At 41.9% G+C, this 17,373-nt stretch carries 18 protein-coding genes; 1 reads left to right on the top strand and 17 read right to left on the bottom strand.

Going from position 1 to position 17,373, the window contains the following annotated elements:
- Nucleotides 1–185: 185 nt before the first annotated feature.
- Nucleotides 186–884, top strand: coding sequence for a DUF2161 domain-containing phosphodiesterase (locus ACJAT7_RS02585; protein WP_415225234.1), 699 nt, complete (start codon nt 186–188; stop codon nt 882–884).
- 12 nt (nt 885–896) lie between these two features.
- Here ACJAT7_RS02585 and ACJAT7_RS02580 read toward each other — a convergent pair whose 3' ends face one another.
- The 17 genes from ACJAT7_RS02580 to ACJAT7_RS02500 all read right to left on the bottom strand — a co-directional run bounded on the left by ACJAT7_RS02580 (nt 897) and on the right by ACJAT7_RS02500 (nt 17,040).
- Nucleotides 897–2,132 carry a beta-ketoacyl-ACP synthase gene (locus ACJAT7_RS02580; RefSeq protein WP_415225233.1) on the bottom strand — a complete coding sequence of 412 codons (1,236 nt, stop codon included), beginning with the start codon at nt 2,130–2,132 and terminating at the stop codon, nt 897–899.
- Nucleotides 2,132–2,857 carry a 3-ketoacyl-ACP reductase FabG2 gene (locus ACJAT7_RS02575; protein ID WP_415225232.1) on the bottom strand — a complete coding sequence of 242 codons (726 nt, stop codon included), beginning with the start codon at nt 2,855–2,857 and terminating at the stop codon, nt 2,132–2,134. The genes ACJAT7_RS02580 and ACJAT7_RS02575 overlap by 1 nt, the downstream gene beginning before the upstream one ends.
- Nucleotides 2,850–3,317 carry a hotdog family protein gene (locus tag ACJAT7_RS02570; protein ID WP_415225231.1) on the bottom strand — a complete coding sequence of 156 codons (468 nt, stop codon included), beginning with the start codon at nt 3,315–3,317 and terminating at the stop codon, nt 2,850–2,852. The genes ACJAT7_RS02575 and ACJAT7_RS02570 overlap by 8 nt, the downstream gene beginning before the upstream one ends.
- Complete coding sequence (locus ACJAT7_RS02565) at nt 3,310–4,518, bottom strand: beta-ketoacyl-[acyl-carrier-protein] synthase family protein (RefSeq protein ID WP_415225230.1); 1,209 nt, start codon at nt 4,516–4,518, stop codon at nt 3,310–3,312. The genes ACJAT7_RS02570 and ACJAT7_RS02565 overlap by 8 nt, the downstream gene beginning before the upstream one ends.
- Before the next feature lie 11 nt (nt 4,519–4,529).
- The gene (locus ACJAT7_RS02560; protein ID WP_415225229.1) at nt 4,530–5,132 is read right to left on the bottom strand and encodes a DUF3261 domain-containing protein; all 603 of its coding nucleotides are present in this window, start codon (nt 5,130–5,132) and stop codon (nt 4,530–4,532) included.
- Nucleotides 5,133–5,136: 4 nt separating this feature from the next.
- Nucleotides 5,137–7,449 carry an MMPL family transporter gene (locus ACJAT7_RS02555; protein ID WP_415225228.1) on the bottom strand — a complete coding sequence of 771 codons (2,313 nt, stop codon included), beginning with the start codon at nt 7,447–7,449 and terminating at the stop codon, nt 5,137–5,139.
- Nucleotides 7,433–8,044, bottom strand: a complete 612-nt coding sequence (locus ACJAT7_RS02550; RefSeq protein ID WP_415225227.1) for an outer membrane lipoprotein carrier protein LolA — start codon at nt 8,042–8,044, stop codon at nt 7,433–7,435. The genes ACJAT7_RS02555 and ACJAT7_RS02550 overlap by 17 nt, the downstream gene beginning before the upstream one ends.
- Nucleotides 8,034–8,465 carry an acyl-CoA thioesterase gene (locus tag ACJAT7_RS02545; protein WP_415225226.1) on the bottom strand — a complete coding sequence of 144 codons (432 nt, stop codon included), beginning with the start codon at nt 8,463–8,465 and terminating at the stop codon, nt 8,034–8,036. Before ACJAT7_RS02545 ends, ACJAT7_RS02550 begins: the two co-directional genes overlap by 11 nt.
- Before the next feature lie 359 nt (nt 8,466–8,824).
- Complete coding sequence (locus ACJAT7_RS02540) at nt 8,825–10,366, bottom strand: HAL/PAL/TAL family ammonia-lyase (protein WP_415225225.1); 1,542 nt, start codon at nt 10,364–10,366, stop codon at nt 8,825–8,827.
- A gap of 607 nt (nt 10,367–10,973) precedes the next feature.
- The gene (locus ACJAT7_RS02535; protein WP_415225224.1) at nt 10,974–12,668 is read right to left on the bottom strand and encodes a glycosyltransferase family 2 protein; all 1,695 of its coding nucleotides are present in this window, start codon (nt 12,666–12,668) and stop codon (nt 10,974–10,976) included.
- Complete coding sequence (locus ACJAT7_RS02530; protein WP_415225223.1) at nt 12,665–13,030, bottom strand: 3-hydroxyacyl-ACP dehydratase; 366 nt, start codon at nt 13,028–13,030, stop codon at nt 12,665–12,667. The genes ACJAT7_RS02535 and ACJAT7_RS02530 overlap by 4 nt, the downstream gene beginning before the upstream one ends.
- Nucleotides 13,017–14,420 (bottom strand): AMP-binding protein, encoded by a 1,404-nt coding sequence (locus ACJAT7_RS02525; protein ID WP_415225222.1) that lies wholly within the window; start codon nt 14,418–14,420, stop codon nt 13,017–13,019. Before ACJAT7_RS02525 ends, ACJAT7_RS02530 begins: the two co-directional genes overlap by 14 nt.
- A complete protein-coding gene (locus tag ACJAT7_RS02520; RefSeq protein ID WP_415225221.1) occupies nt 14,410–14,991 on the bottom strand; it encodes a septation protein IspZ in 582 nt (193 codons plus the stop codon). Before ACJAT7_RS02520 ends, ACJAT7_RS02525 begins: the two co-directional genes overlap by 11 nt.
- Before the next feature lie 3 nt (nt 14,992–14,994).
- On the bottom strand, nt 14,995–15,252 hold the full coding sequence (locus tag ACJAT7_RS02515) for an acyl carrier protein (RefSeq protein WP_415225220.1): 258 nt from the start codon (nt 15,250–15,252) through the stop codon (nt 14,995–14,997).
- A 1-nt stretch (nt 15,253) separates the two neighbouring features.
- Nucleotides 15,254–15,514 carry a phosphopantetheine-binding protein gene (locus ACJAT7_RS02510; RefSeq protein WP_415225219.1) on the bottom strand — a complete coding sequence of 87 codons (261 nt, stop codon included), beginning with the start codon at nt 15,512–15,514 and terminating at the stop codon, nt 15,254–15,256.
- Between the two features lie 33 nt (nt 15,515–15,547).
- Nucleotides 15,548–16,333 carry a lysophospholipid acyltransferase family protein gene (locus tag ACJAT7_RS02505; RefSeq protein ID WP_415225218.1) on the bottom strand — a complete coding sequence of 262 codons (786 nt, stop codon included), beginning with the start codon at nt 16,331–16,333 and terminating at the stop codon, nt 15,548–15,550.
- Entirely contained in the window at nt 16,315–17,040 is a 726-nt protein-coding gene (locus ACJAT7_RS02500; RefSeq protein WP_415225217.1) for a beta-ketoacyl synthase chain length factor, read from the bottom strand. The genes ACJAT7_RS02505 and ACJAT7_RS02500 overlap by 19 nt, the downstream gene beginning before the upstream one ends.
- Nucleotides 17,041–17,373 lie beyond the last annotated feature (333 nt).

Here is a 17,373-nt window from a genome sequence, read left to right as displayed (position 1 = left end):
AAAGAGCCGATATTCGCGAAACGGAATACTTACAATAGAGTTATTTTATTGGATACATTGCTGCGTCACATAACCCATGTAACTGCGTCACAGCTGCTTTATCACTTTTTATTGAGCAACAACTTTAGTTATCCGCGCTAACTCAGTATTATCTGTATTTATACCCCTTTATTAATGAATAAATGATGGCTGAAAAACTACAAGAGAGTGATCTCTATCTACCGATAAAATCCTTTCTCAATAACTTAGGTTATGAGGTAAAAGGGGAGATTAAAGAGTGCGATATTGTTGCTGTAAAAGATGATTCAGTCGTGATTATCGAGCTTAAGTTAAATCTCAATATCACACTTCTGCTGCAGGCGGTTGAGCGTTTCAGCTTGACTGATAACGTCTATATCGCGATTCCCAAGCAATGTTCCATGTTCAAAAAACAGGCTAAACAGATAAAAAAACTGATCGCCCGTTTAGGCATTGGTTTGATTGTTGTTGATATGCAAGAAGAGCAACAATATGTCGAACTGATAAATGACCCAAAAGACTACAAACCGCGGAAAAATAGAGCCAAACAAAGGGGGCTGTTAAAAGAGTTTACCGAGCGATTAGGTGACACACAAAAAGGCGGCTCTACACGTAAAAAAGCGGGCTTAACTGCCTATCGGCAACGCTGTATCCGTGTTGCACAATATCTTAGCAGGCAACCTCATGCAAAAGGCGCCGAAATAAAAAAATCGCTTAGTGAACCGCAGGCGACACAGTTTTTACGTGATGATTATTACGCTTGGTTTAATAAAATAGAGCGAGGCGTTTATGAATTATCAGAGAATGGGCGCAACGAACTGCCACAATGGTTAAAAAAAATGGAGCAGATCACTTTGCAAAAGTGACCTACTCATACATTAATCAGCCATACGTTTAAATATTAATGAGGTATTAATGCCGCCAAAGGCAAAGTTATTACTCATAATATAATCACAACTGATTTCACGACCGCTACCGGTAATATAATCAAGATCGCCACATAGGGGATCAATATTATTTAAGTTAATGGTTGGATTAAACCAACCTCGGTTCATCATCTCAATCGAAGCCCAAGCTTCAACAGCACCACAGGCACCTAAAGTATGTCCGAAATAACTCTTTAAGGAGCTGAACGGTATTTTATTGCCAAACAGATTGGCTGTGGCGTTAGTTTCAGCAATATCACCCCGCTCAGTGGCGGTGCCATGCGCTGAGATAAAACCTATTTGATCCGCTCTTAAGTTGGCATTTTCAAGCGCCATCTCCATACAGATCTGCATCGTTTCTTGCTGTGGTTGGGTGACATGCGTTGCATCGCAGTTACTAGCAAATCCCACTAATTCTGCATAAATTTTTGCGCCGCGTGCTTTAGCGTGGTCATACTCTTCTAATACTAAGGTGCCAGCGCCTTCTCCAATCACTAAGCCATCCCTCTCTTTATCATAAGGGCTGGGTGTTGATTTAGGATTTTCATTTTTAAGGCTAGTCGCAAACAGGGTATCAAATACCGCCGATTCGGTCGGACATAACTCTTCTGCGCCGCCTGCTACCATCACTGTTTGATAGCCGTGCTTAATCGCTTCATAGGAATAACCGATCGCTTGACTACCCGATGTACAGGCACTACTGGTTGGAATAATACGGCCTTTAAGACCAAAAAAGAGTCCAACATTAACCGCACAGGTATGTGGCATCATCTGTACATAAGTGGTCGCGGTGATTGCTTTAGTGCTTTTTTCATTAAGCATTACTCCGAAAGCACCTACCGCATCAGTGCTTCCTGTTGAGGAACCATAAGCCACACCAGTTTGTCCGTTGGTCAGAATTTCATTACCCAATAAACCGCTTTGCAGCAGTGCATTTTCAGATGCCAGTGTTGCCAGTTTAGCAACACGGCCCATGCCGCGCGTTTTTTTACGGGTATAGTGTTTGGGCAGTTCAAAACCAATAATAGGCGCCGCCAATTTGGTGTTTAACCCCTCGTATTGCTCATAACTGGGCATATATTGCACCGCGTTTTCACAACTGCGCAGCTTAGGCTCAACACTTTCCCAGTCATTACCAAATGCAGTAACACCTGACATGCCTGTTACTACAACTCGACAAATACTCATTACACCATTCCTCCATTAATACTAATAACCTGACGGGTAACATAAGCGGCCAGATCAGACATTAAATAACTGACCAAACCTGCCACCTCTTGTGGCTGCCCCATACGGCGTAGCGGCACAAGCGGCAGGGCATGCTCTTTAACTAACTCAGTGACCATCCCGGTATCAACCAACCCAGGTGCCACACAATTTACGGTAATTTTACGTTTAGCAACTTCTAAAGCAAGTGCTTTGGTTGCCCCTATAATGCCCGCTTTAGCAGCGCTATAGTTAGTTTGGCCACGATTACCCACCAAACCGGAAACCGATGCCAACGTAACAATACGTCCACCTTGACGAAGTTGTACCATGGGCATCACACAGGGGTGCAGTACATTATAAAAGCTGTCTAAATTGGTATGTACGACACTGTCCCACTCTTCACCCGTCATAGCAGGAAAAACTGTATCATTGCTAACACCTGCGTTACTGACGACACCGTAATAAGCGCCATATTCGCAGATATCCTTATCTAAAATAACGCGGCACTGCTCTCTGTCGCTAATATCAAACTGCAGAATGCGGCCGCTGCCGCCTGATTTATTAATATCAGAAAGCGTTTCTAATGCACCGCTTTTATCACTCATATAATGAACGGCGATAGTGAAACCGTCCTGGGCCAATTGCAGTGCGATAGCCCGACCTATCCCTTTACTTGCACCTGTCACTAAAACTTGTCTAGTCATTACTTTTCCCTTTTAACATCTTATCTAATTTATCTTGTGAGGGTACAAATGCATTTAACTGCGCTGTAGCCAGCTCTTTTCCTGCACATTCTATACGGCAGAGAAAGGCGGTCATTCCCTCACTTTCCATTAACTGCTGCGCGTAAATATCAAGCAGCGCACCTTGAGTGTAAACTTCGCATTCTGTTGTATAACGGCGACTGCCTAATAAAAAACCGATCGGTGCAGGCATATCCTGCAGCCAGGCATGATAACCAGACCAAGCTGCGACAGTTTGCGCCATAAATTCGATTCCCACCCAGGCAGGCACGCCATTTATCTGTTTATCAAAAAACAGTCCCTCTGCGCCGATATTAACCTGGCAATGAATAGTTAACTCATCCACAGCAATTAGTTTGTCAATTAACAGCATCGGCGCCTGATGCGGCACAAGTGATGCGATATCAGGAAAATTATTCATCTGCACCGCCAAATATAAGTGATATATTGTTGCCACCAAAAGCAAATGAGTTGCTTAAAATAGCGTTTTTTTGTAGTTTTTGTTTGCCTTGCACAAAACTCAGTGGTGGCAGTGCAGGATCATAGCAGCCATCGTTAATCTGCACCGGTAAATCCAACTTTTGCTCAAGCAGTAAAAAACAGATGCACGCCTCTAACATACTGGCCGTCCCTAATGCATGCCCGGTTAACGGCTTGGTTGAACTAACAGGAACTGTATCGCCAAAGAGTGCATAAATAGCTTTTGCTTCCATCAGATCATTGAGCTTTGTAGCAGTGCCGTGCGCATTAATATAACCTATTTGCGCAGCTTGCAGGTGCGCATCATTTAATGCTTTTTGCATCGCTGCAATCGCCCCTTTCCCTTCTGGTTGGGGCGCCGATATATGGTGTGCATCTGAGCTGTCACCGGCACCAAGTAACGCCAGACCTGTATCGTTTTTTTGCAGAGATAAGAGCATAAAAGCAGCAGCTTCGCCGATATTGATCCCTTTTCGGTTTTCACTAAAAGGAGCACACAGTTGATCAGATAAGGCTTCCAAACCATTAAACCCATTGATAGTCAGTTTGCATAAAGAATCCGCGCCACCAACCAATACAGCATCGACGATTCCCGCTTTTAATAGCCTTTTGGCCGATAAGAATACCCGGCCGCTTGACGAGCAGGCGGTGGAAATAGTGTAGACAGGGCCGCTGAGCTGAAAATAGTCGCTAACAAACTCGCCTAAATCACCCAACTCCTGCTGCTGATAATGATAATCATCAGGAAACTGACCGGTTTGCTGTTTTACAGACAGTGCTGTTTCACCATCGGCAATACCCGATGTGCTGGTGCCGACAATAACGGCAATACGATCTGCGCCATATTGCTTTATCGCCTGCGCTATCTGAGGTTCTATCTGCAAAAGCGCGGATAACGCCAAACGATTATTGCGCGTATTTTTATATTCAAGCGCAGGGTCAATCTCAGGTAACTGACTTTTCACCTTACCCACAAGGCTAACGCCATCACTTAACCAGCCCGACTGCAGACACATATCGGGTGAAAAACCTAAGGCCAAACGCTCGGCGCTCTCCTGCAGGCCGTTGCCTAATGCCGAGTTCATTGCGCAGGCATGAATATAAACGGGGACGGTATGATGATTATTTTCTTTAGTATCCATTTTATTCTCTATCAATCTGCATCTGATTTTTGGGTTTCAATAGTGATGCTGTAATCAAGCATATGATGTTTAAACACTATGGTTCCGTCAATATAAGGTTTTCTTTGATAAGTCACAGTGGCAATGATCTGCCCCTTTTGATCTATTAATAAGCGCTGTAAGCCGGTCTCTTTAAGTTGCCAACCTATCTCTGCCAGCGGTTTTTGCCATGCATTAACAGGCCAGATTGAAATCATAACATTAAATAGCACCTGCTCGGGTTTGGGCAGCGAGTCAGCCAGGCCGCTTAGCAGATAGGTTTGGATTTCATCGCCAGAGTAAGTCAGGCTTAAAATTCTCACGCCCCAGGCAGAAAAACCAGCGAGCACGACACTTTGCTTATCCACCTGCAACTGCACCAGTAATTTTTGTTCTTTAGCATCCCCCCATTGCGCCGTAATAAGCTGGCTGACATTGAGTGTTTGCCCCAACTGAGCAGGCTTTGGCAAGGTAACAAAAACGCCTTGATCGACTTCCACCTGCACGGGATGAGTTTGCGGCAGCATAGTTTGTGGCAACATAGTACAGGCGCTGACCATCATCAATATCGGAAAACAAAACCACTTTAGTTGCATATTATTACCTTTTTACCTGCTGGTTTATCATTGCTAAAGGGGCAAGCAGCCATGCAACTATAATACCCGTTAGCACTGTAATACCAAACCCGTGAATTGCCTGGGTTTCACTGAGCGCCAATAAACCAAAGGATAATACCGTGGTTAACGCAGAAAGCGTTATAGCAAGCAGGGTGTTTTTCGCTTTAAGCATCTCCTGTTGCTCGGCAAAAAACAGCGTGTAATCTATGCCAATTCCCAAAATAAGAATTAGCGCCAGCAAGTTGAAAATAGTAATAGGGATCCCCACCACACTGGTCACTGCCAGACCCACACAGGCGGCAATTACAGGAGGGGTTATCACCAAAAAGCCGAGTTTTAAGCCATAGCGCCAGATTAATAGAAAAGTAATAAGCAGGTATGCGGCAATTAATATCTTGGCGATATAAACACGGTAAGTGGCAAAAAGATGGGAAATCTCATCAGCCTTATTGAGATAGGTTAAATCCTCATGCTCTGCGATAAATAACTGCACGGCCTGGCTATTATTGATTTCATTAAGCAGGATAACCGCTGAGCTTTGTCCCTCTATTTTATCTAACCATAAAAAACCTAATGGCTCAGAAACAGTTGAGGCTAAATAATCATCCACCAATAAAGGGGTAAATTGCTGTTTGAAAATTAATGGCTCTGAAAAGTTTAATTTGGCCGCTAAGCTACCCGCTTGAGACTGATATAAGGCATTAACTAATGCAAAGTTCTCTTTTTGCTCTTTAATAGAGGGGACGTACTGAGCAATGCTTTGATAATTAAGCAGCACCCCCTGTTTTTTCCAAGCCTTGAGCTGTTTTCCGACCTCGCTTAAGCGGATTAATAGCGCTTCATCGCTTAAAGCTTTTACCAATAAAAGCTGCTGACTTTGACCCACACCCGTAACGGTTTTTATCTGCCTGTCTTGCGCTTTTAATCCGCTGGGCAGCGCTTGGAGCTGGCGAATATCATCATCAAAATGGACGTAATTAAATCCGATAGATGAAAACAGCAATAATGCACAGGGAAACGCTAAGCGTAACCTTGGCTTTTGCCATAATGTTAACCATAAACTAATAAAACGTAACTTAGGAATGGCCGTTTTGCTTGCAGATTTTGCCAGCAGAGGATACCAGCAGACAACACTCAGGTAAGCGCCAAAAAGCCCCACTACAGAAAATAGAGAGAGCTGCTGTAAACCGGGGAACGGTGCAATCAACATGCCTAAATAACCGATCAAACTGGTCACTAAACCCAATGTAATGGCATTAAAAATATGGCTTAATGCCTGTTGCGGCTGCCAGTTGTCTTTAACCACTAAACGCTCAGTAAGATAATGAAAAGCGTAATCAATCGACACGCCAATCAAACTTGCACCAAACACCAAACTGAACAGATGAACTTTGCCGAAGACCGCCACTGTGATAACAAAAGCCATCAGCAAACCACAACTTATCGACAGTAGGGCGAGCGTTAAGGGTAACGCGCTGCGATAAACCAGCAGCAGTAAAACAATCACACCAATCAGCGAGCCGACACCTATGGTGCTAATTTCACTTTTGGCGCTCTGCGTTCCGTAGGCGGCAAAAAAAATAGTGCCGGTATGCAGAAGTTTCACGTGAAACATTCTTTCGGTACTCTCTTCAAGTTCCCTTAAAAGCGGTAATCTATTTTGTAAATCACTGTTATAGGGGGAGCCCGCGAGATCGGCGCGAATAATAATATAGTGTTTATCCTGATACTCGGTAGTTAAATAACCTTGATATAAACTAAAGGTTGAGGATGAGCTGTTTTGCGCAGCGATATAATCGCGGAACAGCAGAAATGGATCGTTTTCTAACTCCCCACCCGTTACACCGGAGAAAGGGTTGTAAACCTGCTGCAACACTTTTGTTACCTGCTTTTCTGGCGCTTGTTGCAGGCGTTCTTTTTGCTGCTCATTAAGCAGTTGCGCGCGATAGGGAAAATACAGTTTAGCCCAAGCCTTTTGCGACTCAGTTGTCAGTTGTGCGCTAACACCAGAGAAAAGGTTAGTGGTTAATAACTTACCTGAGAAACCAGAGGCAGCAGCAACCAGCTCTTCTTTATCACTGCTTGAAAGTAAAAAAACCACTTTTTTGCTGAGATTATTACTGACCTGTTCAAAAGCCTGCTGGGCAAAAGGGTCCTGCTGATTTTCAGGCAATAGCGCCAATATATTGGTTTCAATGGGTAACTCTGGCTGCAGAACCGTTTGCTTAACGAACGCTGCCACTGCCAGTAATATAATCAACAGCCATAAAGCAGCCGCTTTAGAACTGGAAAGCATTTTGCTCTTCTTCACTTAGGGTATTAGGGCTAATCTGCTGCTGCGAGAACTTTATTTCAGAAATATCTCCGCTTAATTCATGTAGAACAAGCAGATCGACAAACTCATCCCCTGCAATTGAGATGCTGGCAAATACTTTGTTCAGTGGTGCCGATTTAGGGGTTAGCAACAATAACCAGTGCTCATCCTTAGCACTGAGTTTCATCTCAAATTGCCCGCTTAAACCATCCAGATCACCTTTGAACAGTGATAAAAACAGATGACTAAAGTAAAACACCATAGGGTTATCTTTAGCAATAATCACCTCTGCTGGTTGATCACCAAACTGCTGACTGAGTTTCTCTTTGACCAAAACCATTGATACAGGAAAAGGTTCCGCTTGTCGCCAAAGTAACCCTTGGTTTTGCTCCAGCAAAAAAGTTCCTCGTGATAGCAGCGGCTGATTAAACATCTGCATGGTTTTTGTCTGTGTGAAGTCACCACGCAGCAAAGTGTGTGCGGTTAGCTTTTGCTGTAGATCACTCAATGTCAGCGCCTGCGCGGCAATGCTAAACAAAAAAAACAATGCAACAAAGAGTGTCTTTTTAATCAACAAAATAGGGCTCCAGCTTATCAGTAAATACTTTAGGTGAAGCAAAACACATCTCCTGATTCGCAAGATCAACAGCAACCTGTCTTGTATAGCCTTTAGTCATACGTTGCCCGGTTTGCGCATCATAAATAACATAATCAACACGCAAATAATTTTCCCATTCGCTTAAAGTGGCAGTCACTCTAATTTGATGGTTAAACGGAACCGCTTTGACATATTTAACATAGCTATCAATAACCGGCCAGCTATAACCAGATGCATGCATATCGCGATAGTTATAATCGATTTTTTGCATCAGAATACGCCGTACTTCCTCGAAATAGCGGAAATAGTTACCATGATAGATAACACCCATAGGATCAGCATCCTGAAACGAAGTTATTAAGGTAATTTCAGCACTTAAGTCAATTTTTCGATCTATCATTGATAACCCTCACTCATAAGATCAGCATCCTGAAACGAAGTTATTAAGGTGATTTCAGCACTTAAGTCAATTTTTCGATCTATCATTGATAACCCTCACTCATAAGATCAGCATCCTGAAACGAGGTAATTAAGGTGATTTCAGCATTTAAGTCAATTTTTCGATCTATCATTGATAACCCTCTCTCATAAGATCAGCATCCTGAAACGAAGTTATTAAGGTGATTTCAGCAGTTAGCTCAATATTTCTGTCCATCATTGATAACACTCACTCATAAAATCTGCATCCTGATATAAGGTCAACAAGGTAATTTCAGCACTTAAGTCAATCTTTCTGTCGATCATTAATACCTCCGAAACTTAATACAGCGGCCAATGCTGCGTTTGAATTAATTTCATAAAGTGACGTAAATCAGCTTCTAACGGGCGATCTTCATCAACGGGCGTAAACTCACTTAATACCGCCTCTGTCATTATTTTCAGACCTTCACTGAAATGCGTTTCATCCAACTCGTTATCGCGTTTACGGATAACTAACGCCTGTGTTGCAGCCAATAATGAGGCGGAAGCAACTTGTTCAGTAAGCACTAACACACGCAAACAGTCACGCGAGGCAATGGTGCCCATACTCACTTTATCTTGGTTATGGCACTCTGTTGAGCGTGAGAACACACTGGCCGGCATAGTGTGTTTTAATGCTTCAGCCGTCCATGCAGAAACACCAATCTGCACCGCTTTAAAACCGTGATTAATAGGTTTTCGCGCCCCTTGCGCACCCGTTAAATTAAATGGCAGACCGTTATTAAACTTGTAATCCATCAACTGCGCCATCTGCCTGTCCAGCAGATCGGCAAGGTTAGCAACAGCCACCTTCAGAGTATCCATTGCCATCGCAATATGACCGCCGTAGAAATGACCGCCATGTAATACGCGTTCATTATCACCATCAATAATAGGATTATCATTGGCGCTGTTAAGTTCATTTTCAATCATAGAGCGCAGCCACGGCAAGGTGTCCTGCAGCACACCTATAACATGCGGTGCACAGCGCAGCGAATAACGATCTTGTAAACGGTCACTATTGCGTGGCGGACGGGCGGCTTGTAAATCGGCGCGCAACCAGGCTGCAATCTGCTGCTGTCCTGCATGAGGTTTTACCGCAAACAGCGCTTCATCAAAATGGAAATCATTACCGTGCATGGCAACTGAAACCATAGCGGTAATCTTTGTCGTGAGTTTGGCCAGATACTCCGCGCGTTTAAACGCTAGGCAGGCAAGGGCGGTCATTACAGCAGTACCGTTCATTAATGCCAGCCCCTCTTTGGGCTGAAGTACTATAGGTTTGATATTGAGCTCGGCAAAAACATCTGCAGTTGGACGAATCTGACCTTTATAGATAACTTCACGCTCACCAATTAACACAGCTGCAAGATAAGACAAGGGAGTTAAATCGCCGCTTGCACCAACCGATCCCTCTTCCGGAATACGCGGGGAAATATCATTATTAATCAGCATTATTATTTGCTTGAGCAGATCGTGCGTTACACCGGAAACACCTTGTGACAAAGAGCACAAGCGGGTGGCTAACACTGCTTTAGATTGTTTCTCGGTTAAGTTATCACCCAGACCGCAACCATGAAAACGGGTTAGATGCAGCGGCAGTTCAGAAACCAAATCTGCTGGTATCGCAACGGTACAAGAGTCGCCGTAACCTGTTGTTACGCCGTAAATAACACCATCTTCTTTTAACAGGCGCTCTAAAAATGCTACCCCTCGGTCAATCTTCGCGGTAAATTCAGGGCTGCTATTCATCTGCGCGCCAGCACCATCGGAAATATTGACAATATCTTCAATGGTTAAACGTCCATTACCAAAGGTTATCTTTTGTTGTTTATTATTCATCTGTTTTCCATTTAACCCAAAATTAAAAAATCACGTCTTTTTACTGTTTCCACTTAACTTCAAGAAATCAAAAAGTTATACCACTTTTATTGAATAGAGGGCTTTTATCTAATCCCTGACATACTTCATATAACGGACATATGAGCAAAACAAAAGAGCACTTACTTTAAGTGAAATTTATTTATCATCATGTTTTTTGCTTAACTGCCAAAAATTATAAAGTTATACCACTTTTATTGAATAGAGGGCTTTTATCTAATCCCTGACATACTTCATATAACGGACATATGAGCAAAAAGAGCACTTACTTTTAAGTAAAGTTTACTTATCATCATGTTTTTTGCTTAACTGCCAAAAATTATAAAGTTATACCACTTTTATTGAATAGAGGGCTTTTATCTGATCCCTGACATACTTCATATAACGGATATATGAGAAAAAAGAGCACTTACTTTTAAGTAAAGTTTACTTATCATCATGTTTTTTGCTTAACTGCCAAAATTAAAAAGTTATACCACTTTTATTGAATAGAGGGCTTTTATCTAACCCTGACATACTTCATATAACGGATATATGAGAAAAAAGAGCACTTACTTTTAAGTAAAGTTTACTTATCATCATGTTTTTTGCTTAACTGCCAAAAATTAAAAAAGTTATACCACTGCAACGGGGCTTTCATTGTGTAAAACGCTAACCGTTTTGCATATGCTTCAACCACAGCTTGTAAAGCCAACTCTCGCCTGCCTCTTGGCAATAGTATCTGTTCACTAAAAGGTTCAAAATAAACATCAAAATGGGGCTCTTTTTTACCTTCATCACGCAGACCAAAAAGCAGATAGACAGGCGCTTTTAAAATAGACGCCAATAAAAATGGGCCTTGCGGGAAGGGTGCCGGGTGGCCAAGAAAGTCAACCCAAATAGCGCGCTGCTCAACGCTTGCAGAGGTCCTGTCGCCCACAATCACCACCCACTCGCCTTGCTCAATTTTCTGATCGAGCATTATGGCTGTTTCCGGGCCGAGTTTATTTACCTGAATAATATTGAGATCTGATTTAGGGTTGACCGCTTTCATTAACGCATTAAAGCGGGCTGCATGTTCGGTAAAAACTAAGGCATTGATTTTCAAATCAACATATTTATCGCTTAGCGCACGGCACAGTTCTAAATTACCGAGATGTGAACCGATAATAACAATACCTCGCTGAGATTTAATCAATGGTTCAACATATTCAATACCGTGAACTGTTAGGTTATCTGTTGAAAAATCACCTTTCCAGGCAGCCAACTTATCCAGCATGGTTTGCCCGAAAGAGTTGAGATGCTCATAAACAGTTAGCTTTTCAGGCAGACTTTGCCCTCTTTTATCAGCATATTGCTTCACCTTCTGTAAATATTCTGACGAAGCGTAACGGATCTCTTTCGCCGCGACTAGGTAATAAAGCATAACGATTTTTAACAGCACGCTAAATACTCTTCGCCCAAACAACGAATAGATACTCAGCAGAATTTTCATTCCGTAATAACTGCCCTGTTCTTGCCGCTTTGACCAGTGTTTATTCTTTAATGACATACGCTTAGAGCGGGTTAATAATTTGGGTACGCGCATTAACATGCCGAAAGAAAGACGGCTGTGCATCTTGCTTATTTTTACGTTATCCCAAAGAGCATCAAAATGGGAAACACCGTCATCTGGGTAGTTCACGCGCGTTTCTATAAAACGCACCTCACAATCATCCCAGTAGAGTTTAACCATTATTTCGATATCAAAATCCATTCGCAAACCAATTTTTTGTTGTTCGACAATATCCAGAGTGGCTTTAATCGGATAGCAGCGGAAACCGCACATGCTGTCTTTCACTGAAAAAGAGAGGGTTTCGACCCACACCCAGAAATGAGTAATATAACGGCCGTATAAACGCCCTTTAGGCACGCTTTCATCATAAATAGGACGACCGGATATTAATGCACTTGGATGTGTTTGCGATTCTTTTATTAACTTAGGCAGCGCAGAGAGATCATGCTGACCGTCGGCATCTATCTGCACAGCATGAGTGAATCCGAGCTTGAATGCGGCTTTAATACCGGCGATAACCGCGCCGCCTTTGCCCTGATTTTCGCTTAGGGTAACCACTGTCGCTAGGTCGTTAAGTCGACCAACCACTTCTTTAGTAACAAGATCACTGCCGTCATCAACAATGATCACAGGATAATCATAATCAGCAGATAATGACTTAACAACAGCCGTTAACGCCTGCCCATGGTTATAACAGGGGATTAAAAAGCAGGGGTTGAAATTATTCATAATGGCATCTGCTTATTTACAAATAATTTAATGCGTCCGGAAGCGTGCTGACCCGTTTGTGAACTGTAGGAAAAATGCAGTTTTTGTTTCTCTACATCCCAAGTCAGGGTGAGCAAAATAACACTCTTTGGTAAAATGGGCTCTTGGAATTTAATCGCTTCCATTCCCGCAAAATGTCCGCCTGCATTGAGCAGTTTTTTACCATAAAAAATAGCCCAATCTATTTGTGTCACGCCAGGAAGCAGGGGGTAGTGCGGAAAATGACCTTCAAAATAGATAAGTTCAGGATCAACTTGTAAGGTTAAAATAGCCTTGTTGGCGGATAACTTCTGCTCAAGAATAGTGGCTTTACGTTGTGACATTATCTGCTCCGCTTTTTTTACTTACTTTTTGTTTTTTAAACAATTGTGCTATTTCACTGTGTAAAAGTTTGCCCTGCGTATTTACAGGGAGTTCAGAGACAACGCGATAGTGCCTGGGAATGCCAACAGGCTCAAGCCACAAACGCAGGGCCTGACGAAGTTTTATCCAAAACTTGCCTTTACCAACCGCTTGCATGCTCTTTTTACCTTGTTCGCTAAGTGTGATAACGGCGCCCAAAGTGAGGCGGTGAGTCTCATCAAATAACAATACTGCACTTTCATCTATCCATTCAAGCTGATTGAGCCGTTGCTCAACTTCAACTAAGGAGATCCGCTTTTCTTCGATTTTAACTATCCTGTCAACGCGTCCCTTTAAAATAAATTGATTGTTTTCTAATAGATCACATTGATCGCTAGTTTGATACCAGGATTTTTCATCTATCCAAGGAGAGCGCAGGCTTAAACAGTTATCTTCGGCAAGTTGTGAAAATATCCCCGAAAAAAAGGTCCAGGGCATTGCCGCATGCGATTGTTGACGGTAGCCAATACCACCCGTTTCTGTGCTGCCAAAAACTTCAAATGGGTAATGGTTAAATAAGGTATTACACTGCTTCGCACTCGCTCTATTTAACGGACCGCCAGATGAAAAAACTGCCGCATAGGAAGCACCATGACTATCTTCGGGCAGACGCTTTAGTAAAGCCGGGCTACTGATTAAGGTGCAGCTATTATTAGCACTGGTAAGAATCTGCTCAGGATAAACTAAATCATTACGAGCAAAAGATCTCCCTGCACATAACGGCCACAACACACGAAACAAAAGTCCGTAGATATGTTGATGAGAGACGGTACTGACAATATTTGAGTCGCCAAGCAGATCACCCCATAGTGCCTCAAGTTGAACAATTTCAGTATCGAGCATAAGCAGTGATTTATTGATAGCTTTAGGTAAACCACTTGAGCCGGAAGTGAATAGTGTGATCTCAATTTTCGCTAAATCTAACTCACAAAACTTAAAATCAGTTAGCTGCTGTTTGTCTGTCAAAGGAAGTATTAGCTGCTCTTTTGTAAAGTCATCAGCAACCAGCCCATCATGAATAATAGCGTCAAAATGGTCAGATAAAGAGAGCAACATTGCCGGTTGGTAATTACCGGGTAAAACAATCTTTTTATCGGCATAAACAGCCGCAAAAAAGGCCACGCAGAAGAGGTAACTGTCATCACAGCAGATAGCCAAACGAGGTTTATGAAAGTCGTTAAGCTTAATAGTTAATGCTTTTATATCCGCTAAAAATTGCGACCAGCAAAGCGTTTTTTCATGCGAAAAAGAAACCGTTTTTTGAGCAGAGCGTTCGCTAAGCAAAACATTTTTTAGAGAGCTAAAGATCATTGCTATTTTCTTTTAAATTTTGTTTTTTAACATAGATACGCACCATAAACTCACAAGCAAACAGGCAACCCGCCAACAGGTAGCTGAGTAATCCATTATATAAAGTCCAAATAGCAATCGGCATAAAACAGGTTATCAGGGATAGTGTGCCGTTAGCGACAAAAAACACGCACCATACTTTCGTAACCGTGCGCGTATAGCCAATGGCATAATCAGGTAACTCAGGATCTTGCAGGCGGGCAAAGCGCTCAACCATAGTCTCTTTTTGATACAAACTAGATGCAAACAGTGTCAACATCAACAGATTGATAATCACCGGGTAGTAGGTAAACCAACGGGTATCTTTAAAAAACAGTGCAAGTAACGTCAACACAATCCCCATTGCACCACTAATCCAGGCGATATATTTTAATTCACGTAAACGGGTTTTATTACCGCCGATTATACGCAAAACAAATAATACGCCGATCACCCCAGCAACCGTTCCAACTCCCCACTGATTTAAGCCATAATAGACAGCAAATGGGTAAGCTAATAAAACAATTGCCGACAACAGTGTCAGCAATTTCATCGTCTATTTTTCCTGCAACAATTGGGCAACCGAGTTAATCACATCATCAACACTGCGCACCATTTTAAACTCTTCCGGTTTTATTTTTTTGCCTGTCAGTTTTTGTAAATGAACAACTAAATCAACCGCATCTAAACTATCTAAATCAAGCTCCTGATAAAGTTGTGTTTCAGGCTGAATATCAGCAGCATCAAGCTCAAACAACTCAACCAATGCATCTTGGACCTGTTTGAAAATATCATCTCTATTTAATTCAGTCATATTATGAAACCTTACTTGCTGAAATATATTTTGCTAAGTTTGCAACCGATGCAAAATGGTCGCGCGTTTGTGTATCATCAGCATCAATAACAACATTGTATTTTTTTTTAATCGCTAAACCTAATTCTAAAGCATCAATTGAATCCAAACCTAACCCCTCTCCAAAAAGTGGTGCATCTGCTTCAATATCATCAACGCTTATATCTTCAAGATAAAGTGCGTCAATAATTAATTTTTTTAATTCTGTGTGTAACTGTTCCATGAATACCTGCTTAATGATTTAAGGTTGTAGTGATTATTGTGATGATAAGAGCACCTTGGATAAGTGCTTATTTAATTTTCTAACCGCAATTGAGGCCGATCTGTTTTTATCCATAAAGGGCTCTACTGCAATTTTTTCTTTCACCTCTATATGGAAAAAAGGCAAACTATCCGGCACTTGATACCATTTTTTCTCTTTTGTTAAAAATGAGGGCGTTACTGTAATATGCACCACACGGAGATCGGTTTCTGTTTTAATCGCAATTTGCGCAGCGCCTCTCTGTAAAGATGATTTTTTGCCCGGTGTTGTTCGGGTTCCTTCCGGAAATATAAGTAATACATTCCCGCTATCTAGCCGGGATGAACACTCTTCGAGCAAAGATTCAGGATCTTTATTAGGGATATATCCGGCAGACTTTACCACTCCTCTCATAAAAGGGTTGTGCCATATGGCCTCTTTTACCAGACAATCGCACTGCCCTAAGCGAGAGGTAATTAACACATAATCAATCAGACTGGGGTGGTTGGCTACGATTAAACAATTTTTATCCTTTTTTAATTTTTCAGCACCCACAAATTTATAATCGATAACCCCAGTAATGCGCATTGTTTCGCAAAACAGATAAAAAGAGCGCTGAATTATTTTTTGAACCTTTGTTTCACGGCTTTTATCGTTTTTTAAGGAAAAAGTTAACAGCGGAAAGACAATAAAAGTTAAAGCCAGCCCGCCAATTCCAAAAAGAAGAAAACAAAAACCAGTCGCAAATATTCGCCATTTCTTATTTATTTTCTGCTTGATATTCACCTGTTTTTTTCCCATATCCAGCGGCTTTTTTTACTGCTAATAGAAACGGATTTATTGTCACTGAGCAGATAATCGATACAACTAAAAGCCTGGGGAACGGTGTTTTCGCTTAATTGCCCCTGCTGTATTGATTTTAGTTGCAATTGGTCACCAGAGGTCAGTAACAAACCCAGCGCAAAACCTTGATACGCTTGCTGTTCAAATTCCTGGTAAGGTTCCGGTAGGGGTTCATCAAAATTAACCAGCAACACTTTATCTGCGGGGTTCTCCTGCAAATAACAACTTGCTTCGATAAGTGCGCTATGTAAACTATTTTCACCGGCAGCCAAAGAGCAGACTGGCACGGCTTGCTTAGTCGCTATAGTAAATAAACCCGCGGCTGTATTATGCACGGATTGCGAGAAAATAATGGGTGACGCGCCGTTGCCGCCAAGAATATCTTCGATCAGTTTAACTGTTCTGCTTAACTCGCCATGGCGGCTGGCAAAAACAATATAATCGATATCAGTTCCCGCAGATAAACGGATCGCCGTCTGCACTGCAAGTTTACTTAAATAACTCATGCGACGGCGCATCATAGGTGGAATAAGATCAACAGGGGATTCATTGAGCACACCTAAACATAAAGGGTGTTTTTCGGCCAATACAGTCCATCCTTTTTGATCTGCAATAGCAGGACAAAGTGCAAACCATTTTACGATGTTGAAATTAACAAAATCCATTTAATATCTTATTTTTATATCTTTTTTACAAGCAGATAACACTATTGTGATTCTCTATTTACCCTGATTCAGAGGAGCTATTTTAACAGTCTCAGCGGATACTGTTTACTTATTTTGATAGCAATCTATTGATTATTGTTATCTATCAAACAAACAGATTTATTATTTCTATTATCGCTTTATTTTCATTATTAAGATGTTAGTCTTGCCGACTTAAATATGGATCTTATTTTCAATCGGTATCGTCCATGTTCCTCTACGGCAATAAAACTTTAATAACAACATTCACACATCAACAGCAATAATGATTATATTTTTAGATAAAACAGGATG

Origin of the sequence: Psychromonas sp. (assembly GCF_047632995.1) — a bacterium.
Lineage (GTDB): Bacteria > Pseudomonadota > Gammaproteobacteria > Enterobacterales > Psychromonadaceae > Psychromonas.
Note: the sequence above shows the minus strand (reverse complement) of the source record. Positions and strands in the feature narration are given on the sequence as shown.

Excerpts from the sequence above, each read along its gene's own strand:
- ACJAT7_RS02585 (WP_415225234.1), top strand. The coding sequence starts at position 186 with ATGGCTGAAAAACTACAAGAGAGTGATCTCTATCTACCGATAAAATCC.
- ACJAT7_RS02580 (WP_415225233.1), bottom strand. The coding sequence starts at position 2,132 with ATGAGTATTTGTCGAGTTGTAGTAACAGGCATGTCAGGTGTTACTGCA.
- ACJAT7_RS02575 (WP_415225232.1), bottom strand. The coding sequence starts at position 2,857 with ATGACTAGACAAGTTTTAGTGACAGGTGCAAGTAAAGGGATAGGTCGG.
- ACJAT7_RS02570 (WP_415225231.1), bottom strand. The coding sequence starts at position 3,317 with ATGAATAATTTTCCTGATATCGCATCACTTGTGCCGCATCAGGCGCCG.
- ACJAT7_RS02565 (WP_415225230.1), bottom strand. The coding sequence starts at position 4,518 with ATGGATACTAAAGAAAATAATCATCATACCGTCCCCGTTTATATTCAT.
- ACJAT7_RS02560 (WP_415225229.1), bottom strand. The coding sequence starts at position 5,132 with ATGCAACTAAAGTGGTTTTGTTTTCCGATATTGATGATGGTCAGCGCC.
- ACJAT7_RS02555 (WP_415225228.1), bottom strand. The coding sequence starts at position 7,449 with ATGCTTTCCAGTTCTAAAGCGGCTGCTTTATGGCTGTTGATTATATTA.
- ACJAT7_RS02545 (WP_415225226.1), bottom strand. The coding sequence starts at position 8,465 with ATGATAGATCGAAAAATTGACTTAAGTGCTGAAATTACCTTAATAACT.
- ACJAT7_RS02540 (WP_415225225.1), bottom strand. The coding sequence starts at position 10,366 with ATGAATAATAAACAACAAAAGATAACCTTTGGTAATGGACGTTTAACC.
- ACJAT7_RS02535 (WP_415225224.1), bottom strand. The coding sequence starts at position 12,668 with ATGAATAATTTCAACCCCTGCTTTTTAATCCCCTGTTATAACCATGGG.
- ACJAT7_RS02530 (WP_415225223.1), bottom strand. The coding sequence starts at position 13,030 with ATGTCACAACGTAAAGCCACTATTCTTGAGCAGAAGTTATCCGCCAAC.
- ACJAT7_RS02525 (WP_415225222.1), bottom strand. The coding sequence starts at position 14,420 with ATGATCTTTAGCTCTCTAAAAAATGTTTTGCTTAGCGAACGCTCTGCT.
- ACJAT7_RS02520 (WP_415225221.1), bottom strand. The coding sequence starts at position 14,991 with ATGAAATTGCTGACACTGTTGTCGGCAATTGTTTTATTAGCTTACCCA.
- ACJAT7_RS02515 (WP_415225220.1), bottom strand. The coding sequence starts at position 15,252 with ATGACTGAATTAAATAGAGATGATATTTTCAAACAGGTCCAAGATGCA.
- ACJAT7_RS02510 (WP_415225219.1), bottom strand. The coding sequence starts at position 15,514 with ATGGAACAGTTACACACAGAATTAAAAAAATTAATTATTGACGCACTT.
- ACJAT7_RS02505 (WP_415225218.1), bottom strand. The coding sequence starts at position 16,333 with ATGGGAAAAAAACAGGTGAATATCAAGCAGAAAATAAATAAGAAATGG.
- ACJAT7_RS02500 (WP_415225217.1), bottom strand. The coding sequence starts at position 17,040 with ATGGATTTTGTTAATTTCAACATCGTAAAATGGTTTGCACTTTGTCCT.